At 70.1% G+C, this 9,148-nt stretch carries 11 protein-coding genes and 2 pseudogenes; 8 read left to right on the top strand and 5 right to left on the bottom strand.

Annotated features, from left to right (window positions below; genetic code table 11):
• Positions 1-523, top strand: a 523-nt coding sequence (locus tag KME75_RS36875) for a nitrilase-related carbon-nitrogen hydrolase (RefSeq protein WP_281424848.1), incomplete at its 5' end; no start/stop codon positions are given.
• Positions 524-538: 15 nt separating this feature from the next.
• Here KME75_RS36875 and KME75_RS36870 read toward each other — a convergent pair.
• Positions 539-1,162, bottom strand: coding sequence for an NAD(P)H-hydrate epimerase (locus tag KME75_RS36870; RefSeq protein WP_219419579.1), 624 nt, complete (start codon positions 1,160-1,162; stop codon positions 539-541).
• A 17-nt stretch (positions 1,163-1,179) separates the two neighbouring features.
• Here KME75_RS36870 and KME75_RS47185 point away from each other — a divergent pair.
• Both KME75_RS47185 and KME75_RS36860 read left to right on the top strand, forming a co-directional pair.
• A pseudogene (locus KME75_RS47185) lies at positions 1,180-1,338 on the top strand (DUF427 domain-containing protein); the annotation flags it as partial.
• 119 nt (positions 1,339-1,457) lie between these two features.
• A complete protein-coding gene (locus tag KME75_RS36860) occupies positions 1,458-1,667 on the top strand; it encodes an SRPBCC family protein (RefSeq protein WP_219419577.1) in 210 nt (69 codons plus the stop codon).
• A gap of 225 nt (positions 1,668-1,892) precedes the next feature.
• Here KME75_RS36860 and KME75_RS45375 read toward each other — a convergent pair whose 3' ends face one another.
• The 3 genes from KME75_RS45375 to KME75_RS36845 form a co-directional block, all read right to left on the bottom strand.
• The gene (locus KME75_RS45375; RefSeq protein WP_504739533.1) at positions 1,893-2,549 is read right to left on the bottom strand and encodes an HAD-IC family P-type ATPase; all 657 of its coding nucleotides are present in this window, start codon (positions 2,547-2,549) and stop codon (positions 1,893-1,895) included.
• Positions 2,441-3,367, bottom strand: coding sequence for an HAD-IC family P-type ATPase (locus KME75_RS47655; protein WP_219419575.1), 927 nt, complete (start codon positions 3,365-3,367; stop codon positions 2,441-2,443). Before KME75_RS47655 ends, KME75_RS45375 begins: the two co-directional genes overlap by 109 nt.
• 151 nt (positions 3,368-3,518) lie before the next feature.
• Positions 3,519-3,728 carry a heavy-metal-associated domain-containing protein gene (locus KME75_RS36845; protein ID WP_219419574.1) on the bottom strand — a complete coding sequence of 70 codons (210 nt, stop codon included), beginning with the start codon at positions 3,726-3,728 and terminating at the stop codon, positions 3,519-3,521.
• A gap of 166 nt (positions 3,729-3,894) precedes the next feature.
• On the opposite strand from KME75_RS36845, the gene KME75_RS36840 reads away from it, so the two are divergent.
• From KME75_RS36840 to KME75_RS36825, 5 genes and pseudogenes are all read left to right on the top strand, one after another.
• Entirely contained in the window at positions 3,895-4,446 is a 552-nt protein-coding gene (locus tag KME75_RS36840; RefSeq protein ID WP_219419573.1) for a hypothetical protein, read from the top strand.
• Positions 4,397-4,645, top strand: a complete 249-nt coding sequence (locus tag KME75_RS36835; RefSeq protein WP_219419572.1) for a hypothetical protein — start codon at positions 4,397-4,399, stop codon at positions 4,643-4,645. The genes KME75_RS36840 and KME75_RS36835 overlap by 50 nt, the downstream gene beginning before the upstream one ends.
• Before the next feature lie 163 nt (positions 4,646-4,808).
• Positions 4,809-5,408: pseudogene (locus KME75_RS47180) on the top strand (NAD(P)H-hydrate epimerase); the annotation flags it as partial.
• A gap of 175 nt (positions 5,409-5,583) precedes the next feature.
• Positions 5,584-6,981, top strand: a complete 1,398-nt coding sequence (zwf, locus tag KME75_RS36830; RefSeq protein ID WP_219419571.1) for a glucose-6-phosphate dehydrogenase — start codon at positions 5,584-5,586, stop codon at positions 6,979-6,981.
• Positions 6,978-8,795: a glycoside hydrolase family 15 protein gene (locus KME75_RS36825; protein WP_219419569.1), complete on the top strand. Its 1,818-nt coding sequence runs from the start codon at positions 6,978-6,980 to the stop codon at positions 8,793-8,795. Before zwf ends, KME75_RS36825 begins: the two co-directional genes overlap by 4 nt.
• A gap of 39 nt (positions 8,796-8,834) precedes the next feature.
• Here the strand turns inward: KME75_RS36825 and KME75_RS36820 are convergent, their stop codons facing one another.
• Positions 8,835-9,002: an STAS domain-containing protein gene (locus KME75_RS36820; protein ID WP_219419568.1), complete on the bottom strand. Its 168-nt coding sequence runs from the start codon at positions 9,000-9,002 to the stop codon at positions 8,835-8,837.
• Positions 9,003-9,148 lie beyond the last annotated feature (146 nt).

The raw sequence follows: 9,148 nt of genomic DNA, 5'->3' as shown, positions 1-9,148 counted from the left end.
CCCCGGCCGCGCGCTGCTCGAGCGGCTCACCGATCTGACCGCGCTCGTCCCCCGCGACGCCATCGTCGGCGAGGGCGAGGCCCTCCTCGACTCGCCGGTGGGTCCGCTCGGGGTGGTGATCTCCTACGAGGTGCTCTTCGCCGACCGGGTGCGCGAGGCGGTCACCGCGGGCGGGCAGATCGTACTCGTGCCGACCAACGCTGCCTCGTACGTGACCGAGGAGGTCCCCGCGATCGAGGTCGCGGCCGCGCGGCTGCGGGCGCGGGAGTTCGGCCGGACGGTCCTGCAGGCCGCCCCGACCGGCTACTCCGCCGTGGTCCTCCCCGACGGCCAGGTGGTGGCGCAGACCGCGCTCGGTGCGCCCGGCCTGCTTCGCGAGAGGGTGCCGCTTCGCACCGGGCTCACCCCATACGCGAGCCTCGGTGACGTCCCGCTTCTCACGCTCGCCGCCATCGCGCTCGTGGGGCCTGCGTTCGCCGGGCAGGTGCGGCGCCGTCTACGTCAGCGGTCGTCGGGGCACTAGGTTCGCGTTTCCATCTCAGCCTGCCCGCAGCGTGCCGTCGCAGCCCAACGGAACGATTGGATCTTTGCCGAATATGTTGCCGACGTCGATGTCCATCCGCTCGTAAAGCAGCCGGGGCACGGAGATGTCGGCGAGATAGAGCTGGCCGACCTGGGCCCGTCCAAGCAGTCCGATCTTGGGCAGGGCCAGCGTCAACGTGGCCGTGGCCCGGACGCACGGATTCGCGGCGACGCCCGTGGTCACGTCCAGCCCGCTCGGGGTGTCCAGGCTCAGCACGGGCGCGGGATGGGTGTCGGCCCAGCGGATCAGCCCACCGGTGGGCTCGGTGGGCGCCCCGACGAGGCTGTAGCCGATGAGCGCGTCGACGATCAAGTCGATCTCGCTCAGCCCCTCGACCAGCGAGCCCGACCCGTGGGGCGCCACGGTGATGACGGGCACGCCCATGCGAGTGAAGATGTCGAGTTGATGCGCCGGAACGCCGGTGAGGAGCTCGGTGGGCTTCGCCAGGAGCAGGTGCACGTCGCGGCCGCGGTTGGCCAAGTGGCGGGCCGCCGCCAGGTCGCCCCCGCCGTTGCCGCCGGGACCGGCGAGTACCACCACTCGCCGAGGGTCGAACACGTCCACGGCCAGTTCGGCCACAGGGGACGCTCCCGGACGGCGCGTGGTACTACCCGGACCCCAGCCCGGCGGCCCTGCGGATCAAGAACCACGTCGCTTTCTACCCGCCGGTCAGCATCGAAGGCGAACCCGAGCCACGGCAGGAGGGCGAGCGGCGCCGCTGGCGACGCCTGTTCCGACGCGCCGGGGCGTCATGACCGCCGACCGTGGGTTCCTCCACGACACTGGGGCGGATCTCGGCGAGGTCGCCCACGGACTGCTTACCCTCCCGCAGGGTGAGCACACCCCAACCGCACGCCACGATGAAGGAGTAGAGATGGCAACCCTGCGATCCCATACCCGTATCAATCGACCGGCGGAAGACGTGTGGGCTGTGGTCAGCGACGCCGGCGACATCGCGGTCTGGTTTCCGGCGGTCAAGACTTCGTCGGCATCGGGGTCTACCCGGATATGTGAACTGGCTGACGAGACACCGCTCGAGGAGGAGATTGTCACCAACGATCCCGCGCTGCGCCGCTTCCAGTGAGGGTTATTCAGCGAAGCGTTTCGTTACGGTTCTGAGATCAACTTGCGCGTGTCGACAAACGAGTGACGGTCCGATTCACGCGAGAATGGGTTTGCCAACACAAGCCCACGTGAACGGACCGTCGCGTTGTATCATACCACTGGCCTGCACCAGGAAGAGCTCGTGGATCTGTGCTTGACGATCCAGTCGGAGGTTCCCCCGGAAGAGCGGCAGTGGCCTCAGATTCTAGGACTGTACGGGTCGGTGGTTGTCGCCCTGACCTATATGCGTCGAAATCGGGTCCAGGCCGAGATCGCGGAGGCTCGCGGTGTGTCTCAGTCGACGGTCAGTAGAGCGATCACCGCCCTGACCCCGCTTCTGGCAAGACTGCTGCGCAAGTTCGTGCCCACTGCCGATGAGCTCGACGACCGCAGGCAGTACGGTGGCGATCGCCCGACCGATCGGATGCTCGCTGTCGGCTTCCACCGCACCGACCATGCGCAGAAGCTGAGCGTGTTCGGTGCCGGGTTCGGTGACGATCTCGGCGACCGTCATCTCACCACGGGTGAGCGTGCCGGTCTTGTCGAATACGACCGTGCTGATCTTGCGGGTGCGTTCGAGCACCTCCACGCCCTTGATGAGGACGCCGAGCCGCGCACCTCGACCGGTCCCGACCATGATCGCCACGGGGGTGGCGAGGCCCAGCGCGCACGGGCAGGCGATGATCAGTACCGCGACAGCGGCCACCAGCCCGCCCACAGGGTCGCCGGCGAACAGCCACCACGCGCCGAAGGTCACCAGGGCGATGACGAGCACGCTCGGCACGAAGATCGCCGAGATTCGGTCGGCCAGCCGCTGTGCCTGGCCCTTGCCCGACTGCGCGGCCTGTACTTGAGCGACGATCTGCGCCAGCGCGGTATCCGATCCGACCGCGGTGGCGCGCACGGTGAGTACACCGCTGGTGTTGACCGAGGCTCCGGCAACGGTGGAGCGACCTGCTTGTCCACCGGAACGGACTCGCCGGTGAGCATGGCCTCGTCCACCGCGCTGGCGCCGTCGAGGACCTCGCCGTCGGTGGGGATCTTCTCGCCGGGCCGCACTCGTACCAGGTCTCCGACCGCGACCTGCTCGATGGGCACCATGACCGCGGTCCCGTCACGCAGCACTCGGGCCTGCTTGGCGCCCAGCTCCAGCAGGGAGCGGATGGCCTTGCCGGCGCGTCGCTTGGAGCGTGCCTCGAAGTATCGCCCGGTCACCAGGAACGCCAGGATCATCGCGGCGGTCTCGAAGTACTTCGCTCCACCGAGGAACATCTGGGCGGTGGAGTAGGTGTAGGCGGTCAGCGTTCCCAGGGCGATCAGGGTGTCCATGTTGGCGGTGAGCGTGCGGGCGCGCTTGGCTGCCTCGCGCATGAACGGCCAACCCACGTAGGCCTGCACCACGGTGGCCACGCTGAACTCGGTCCACTGGGCCCACGGCTGCTCGCCGAGCGACCCGTAGAACATCGCCAGGTAGGCCACCACCAACCCGAGCGGCCAGGCCACGAACAGTCGCGCCCGCCAGGAGCGCTCCGCCGCGGCCTCTTCGTCGGGTGGCTCGCCGCCACCACCCATGTCGATGTCGCGCAGTGTGTAGTCGACGTCGGTGACCGCCGCGCGCAGCTGCTCGACGTCGAGGTCCGGCCCGGCGAGGACTCGGGCCTGGCGGGAGGCGAAGTTCACCTCTGCCTCCACGACCCCGGGCTGGCGGCCCATGATCTTCTGTACTCGCCGCGCACGACCCGCAGGTCATCCCGTCCACCGCGAAGGTCAGGTCGCGGCGCTTGTCCTGGCCGTCGAGGGGCTCGGTCGCTGTCTGCGTCATCGGTTTGCTCTACTCCTCGACGTCGTAGCCCTGCTCGTGAATGGCCGCCACCAGTACCGGGCGGCTCGCCAGGGCCTCGTCGTAGTCGACGTTCATCTGCTTGGCGACCACGTCAACGCTGGGCCGCCGTATGCCCTCGATGGGCTTCAGCGCACCCTCGATCGCCGCCTGGCAGGCGCCGCAACTGATCTCGGGAACTGAGAAGATCTCGGCTGGCATCACGCCTCCTCCCACGCCGGGTTCATGGTGGCTCACACGACCGAAGTCTAGCCACCCCACCGGGGGTGGGGATAACTCTGTTCGTTTGCTGACAATCCCTGGACGGATGTCTTGGCCCCGCGGGTTTCCACCTCATCACGGGCTCGTAGGCGCGGAGGTGGCGACCATGACGGCGAGCGAACTTCACGTCCAAGCCGGTTTCTGGACCAACCGGCGCTGGCGGTTTGCGGCGTTGTTCATGGAGGGCGAAGCCGCCGGCAGGTCCGATGCCGGCATCGTGCGGGTAGATGCGCTCTACTCCGCTGTGCGGGCACGCGGCCTCGCCATGACGACCGACGTCGATCACCTGTCGTTGCGGCCGGTTCCCGGATGGCGCATCCTCGTCAACGTTGCCGGGGCGATCACTTTGCGCTGGCCCCACTTTCACCCCCTGTTGCGAGAGGCCCCCATCGCGCTGCCGCGCGGCTGGGCAGAAGCTGTGAACGAGCAGGGCCTGGTGCTGCTGTTCGTCGGTCATGGTTTTGGCCTCCATGAACACGCCGGGGACGGTCCGGTCGACGCAGCGGCGTGCCTACGGCACGTCGCCGAGCACGGCGCGCTCGCGGCGGGCGCGGTGATCATCACCGACAGGCCGGACCGGCACCTGCGAACTCCCGTTTCCGGCGCCGATGGCGGCAAAGGCCAGCGCATCGACCGGGATACGGCGCAGGATCGGTGACACGGTCGATGCGGAGCGGCGTACGGGTCGGCACGCTCGAACCGGCGGCGTCACCGAGCTCGAGATCGTCGTCGACGCCCACGAGCGCTACCCCTACAAGTTCGCCAATCAACACGTCCGCACGCAGCGGCGCGGCCTGCGCTGCGGGGACTACGCCGTCACCCTCGGGGAGCAGACCGTGGCCGCGGTCGAACCCTAGCGAGAGGATCACTACGTCCGCTCATTTACACCCGCCGGTGAGACACCACCCGCTCCGAGCCGCTTCCAGGAGGGCACTGTCGGCTGGCTGACAGACGGCGAGCGCCGGAACGGTCGGTGGGGGTTCCACCACTCGCGCGTTCGATGCTGAGGGCAGGTGGATCATGAAGCGGCGAAGCGGGTGGCCGGCGGTCACCGCCGCGCAGATGCGGGACGTGGACCGGGCGATGATCGAGTGTTTCCACATCGAGCTGGTGCAGATGGTGGAGAACGCCGGTCGCAGCCTCGCGGAGCTGGCCGTGGCCGCGTTCGGGCCGCGGCGGGTGGTCGTGCTCGCCGGGCCCGGGGGCAACGGTGGGGGTGGCCTGGTCGCCGCCCGGCATCTGGTCAACCGTGGTCGCGCCGTGCACGTGGTGCTGTCGGCGCCGCAGGCGCGGCTCGGACCGGTTCCCGCGCACCAGCTCGACATCCTCCGCCGCATGGGCGTGCCGATCAGCACCGCGCCGGCGCCGTCCGGCGTGGACGCCGTCGGTGAGCCCGACCTGATCGTCGACGCGCTCATCGGGTACGGCCTCGCCGGTGATCCCACCGAACCCGCTGCGGACCTCATCCGATGGGCCGACGCCCATCCCGCCCCCGTGCTCAGCCTGGACACCCCCAGCGGGCTGGACGTGACCACCGGCCGCGCGGCACGGCCGTGTGTGCACGCGGCCGCGACACTCACCCTGGCGCTGCCCAAGACCGGGCTGCTTGGTGCCCGGGAGGTGGCAGGCTCTATCTGGCGGACATCTCGGTCCCACCGCTGCTGTACCAGGAAATGGGGATCGAGGTCGGCGACCTGTTCGCCCGGTCTTCGGTCGTTCCGGTGGATGTCGGCGACGACGCGAGGGAGAGCGGGCCCGACGCAGGATGTCAACGCTCGACGAACGAGGGAGGATCGTGACCGGAACGACGCGGTCGGACGCGCTGGTGCTCTTCGGTGCCACCGGCGACCTGGCCCGCAAGATGTTGCTGCCTGCGCTGTATGCATTGTCCGCCGCGGGGCGGCTGGACCTGCCCGTGATCGGCGTCGCGCTGTCCGACATGGACGCCGAGGCGTTCCGCCGGCACGCCCGCGACGCCGTCGCCGCCGCGGTCGACGACGTCGACCCCGACGCGATGACCGCCTTCCTCCGCCGGCTCACACTCGTGACCGGGGACTACCGCGACACCGCGACCTTCGATGATCTCGCCCGCGAGCTGACCGCGGCACAGCGGCCCGCACACTTCCTGGCCATCCCACCGGCGCTGTTCCCGACCGTGGTGGACCGCCTGGCCCGAGCGGGCCTCGACCGCGGGTCGCGGGTCGTCGTGGAGAAGCCCTTCGGCCACGACCTCGAGTCGGCACGCCGGCTCGACGCCGCGCTGCACGACGTGTTCGACGAGCAGGCGATCCTGCGGGTCGACCACTTCCTGGGCAAGGAGTCGGTTGAGAACCTGCTCGCCTTCCGCTTCGCGAACACCCTCCTCGAACCGCTGTGGAACCGTCACTACGTCTCGTCGGTGCAGGTGACGATGGCGGAGTCGTTCGGGATCGCGGGACGCGGAGCCTTCTACGACGAGGTCGGTGCGATCCGGGACGTCGTGCAGAACCACCTGCTCCAGGTGGTCGCGTACCTGGCCATGGAGCCGCCCGTGGACTCGACGGCCGACGCGCTGCGCGACGAGAAGGTGAAGGTCGTGCGGGCGATGCGCCCGATCGACCCCGGGCAGCTGGTGTGCGGCCAGTTCGACGGCTACCGGGACGAGCCGGGGGTGGCCGCCAGCTCGTCGACCGAGACGTTCGCCGCGCTCCGGCTGAACATCGACTCGTGGCGGTGGGCCGGCGTGCCGTTCTTCGTGCGTACGGGAAAGATGATGACGACCACCGCGCTCGAGGCCGTGGTCGAGCTGGCCTGCCCGCCCAAGCCGCTGTTCGCCGGAGCCGACTGCGACCCGCAACCGAACCTGGTGCGGCTGCGGCTGGGACAGGACGCGGCGGCCACGATGACCCTGCAGGCCAAGCAGCCCGGTCGCGGCATCGTCACCCGACCCGTCGATCTTCAGGTCGACTTCCACGCCGCGCTCGGCCAGTGGCAGCAGCCCTACGAGCGGCTGCTCGACGACGCGCTCGACGGCGACGCTCACCGGTTCGCACGCCAGGACATGGTGGAGCAAGCCTGGCGCGTGGTCGATCCGGCCCTGGCGCGCCGCCCCCCGGTCCACACCTACCCGGCCGGCAGCTGGGGACCCCCCGAGGCCGACCGCATCCTGGCCGATGGGCGCTGGCACCGGCCGACGACGGGAGAACCGTCATGAGCACGGTCCCCATCGCCGACCACGCGCTGCTGTCCGACCGGCATTCCGCCGCCCTGGTGACCACCGCCGGTTCGGTCGACTGGCTGTGCTTTCCGCGGTTCGACAGCCCGTCGGTGTTCGCCGCCGTCCTCGACGACGACGCCGGCCACTGGTCGATCCGTCCGACCGCCCCGGCCTCGACGGAACGCAGCTACGTGGAGGGCACCATGGTGCTCAGCACGGTGTTCCACACCGCGCAGGGAACGCTCGAACTCCACGACGCCATGGCGCTCGGCGAGTCGAGCGATCCGCACCGCCTCGGCGAACACGCCCCGCACGCCCTGCTCCGCGGCCTGCACTGCACCGCCGGCAGGGTCGAGGTCGAGCTGTGCTTCCGGCCGCGTCCCGAGTACGGGCTGGTCGTCCCGGTGCTCGCCGACACCGAAGGGGGGATCACGGCCACCGGCGGGCCCGACCGGCTCACGCTCACCACCCCGTTCCCGCTCGAACACCTCGACGGGGAGGCGCGCACCCGGTTCGAGCTGGAAGCCGGGCAGCGCGTGTACTTCGCGCTGCGGCGCACCGGGCTCGGCAAGCCCGTCTCGCCGCCATACAGTCAGCAGGAGATCGCCGCCGAGCTGGAGGCCACCATCACCGGTTGGCGTGCCTGGTCGCGGGTTCACCAGAGCTACGACGGGCCGTGGCGGGAACTGGTCCACCACTCCGGACGGGTATTGCAGGCGCTGAGCTACCAGCCGACCGGCGCGATTCTGGCCGCCGTCACCACCTCGCTACCCGAGCAGATCGGGGGTGAGCGGAACTGGGACTACCGCTACTCCTGGGTCCGGGACGCGAGCTTCACGATGCGGGCGCTGTGGGTGGCGGCCTGCCCGGACGAGGCCCAGCAGTTCTTCGACTTCATGACTGCCGCGGCCGCGCACTCCCGCCCCGAGCGGCCGCTGCAGATCATGTTCGGCATCGGCGGCGAACGCGACCTGTCCGAACGGGTCCTGCCGCATCTGGCCGGATGGCGCGGCAGCCGGCCGGTCCGGGTCGGCAACGGCGCATGGGCACAGCCACAGCTCGATGTCTATGGCGAGCTGCTCGACGCCGCCTTCCGCCTGCGCGAGCAGCTCGGCGACCTCGAACCGGCCACGCGAACGTTCCTCGCCGGCCTGGCCGACGCCGCGGCCAGCCAGTGGCGGCAACCGGACAACGGCATCTGGGAGGTGCGCGGCGAGGCCCGGCACTTCCTGTACTCCAAGGTCATGTGCTGGGTGGCGCTCGACCGCGCCGTCGCGATGGCCGACCAGCTGCACGCCACCGACCGCGTGGAGCGCTGGGCGGCGGAGGCCGACACGATCCGCGACGCGGTGCTCGCGCAGGGCTGGAACGAACAGATCGGCGCCTTCACCCAGTCCTTCGGAGCGCCCGAGCTCGACGCCGCCGCCCTGATGCTGCCGATCGTGGGGTTCCTGCCCGCAGCCGACCCGCGCGTGCTGTCCACCGCCGAGCTCATCGCGGAGCGGCTCACCGACGACCGCGGCCTGGTGTACCGCTACCAGGCCGACGCCGGCGTGGACGGGCTGTCCGGGGGCGAGGGCACCTTTCTGCTCTGCACGTTCTGGCTCGCCAGGGTCCTCGCGATGGCCGGCCGCGCCCGCGAGGCCCGCGAGGTCTTCGAACGCGCCGTCGGCTACGTCAGCGATCTCGGCCTGCTCGCCGAGGAGATCGACCCGGCCACCGGCGACCAGCTGGGCAACTTCCCCCAGGCGTTCAGCCACATCGGACTGATCAACTCCGCGTGGTCCATCCACCAGGCCGAACAGCGGTGAGTGACCGTCCGCCGTCACCCGAACCAGCTGACTCCACCCTCAGGACACGTCGCTGATCTCGCGGGTGGCCTCGCGGTAGAGCGTGAACACGGCGGGCAGCTCGGCAGCGTCCAGCGCCGCGGCGACCATTGGGTTGACCGCCACCAGCCGCGGCCAGCTCCCGCGGGCGCGCAGCCACCTGTGCGCCTGGGCCACCACCGTGAACATCCGGGTGGCACACAACTCGACGTAAACATTCAGCGGTGTGGTGGCATGGCGTGATCGCCGGTCGGCCGTTCGGCCTCCGGTGCGCTCGGCTCGGTGTCCGTGGTCAGGTGGGCGCGGGTAGTGCCGGCATCCAGGGGTGGCCGGTG

Origin of the sequence: Pseudonocardia nigra (assembly GCF_019396355.1) — a bacterium.
GTDB lineage: Bacteria > Actinomycetota > Actinomycetes > Mycobacteriales > Pseudonocardiaceae > Pseudonocardia > Pseudonocardia nigra.
This window is presented reverse-complemented; position numbering and strand designations above follow the sequence as displayed.

What these genes read in the sequence shown, in the direction of transcription:
- KME75_RS36860 (WP_219419577.1), top strand. Translation starts at nt 1,458, where the DNA reads ATGGCAACCCTGCGATCCCATACCCGTATCAATCGACCGGCGGAAGAC.
- KME75_RS36845 (WP_219419574.1), bottom strand. Translation starts at nt 3,728, where the DNA reads ATGCCAGCCGAGATCTTCTCAGTTCCCGAGATCAGTTGCGGCGCCTGC.
- KME75_RS36840 (WP_219419573.1), top strand. Translation starts at nt 3,895, where the DNA reads ATGACGGCGAGCGAACTTCACGTCCAAGCCGGTTTCTGGACCAACCGG.
- KME75_RS36835 (WP_219419572.1), top strand. Translation starts at nt 4,397, where the DNA reads ATGGCGGCAAAGGCCAGCGCATCGACCGGGATACGGCGCAGGATCGGT.
- KME75_RS36825 (WP_219419569.1), top strand. Translation starts at nt 6,978, where the DNA reads ATGAGCACGGTCCCCATCGCCGACCACGCGCTGCTGTCCGACCGGCAT.
- KME75_RS36820 (WP_219419568.1), bottom strand. Translation starts at nt 9,002, where the DNA reads ATGTTCACGGTGGTGGCCCAGGCGCACAGGTGGCTGCGCGCCCGCGGG.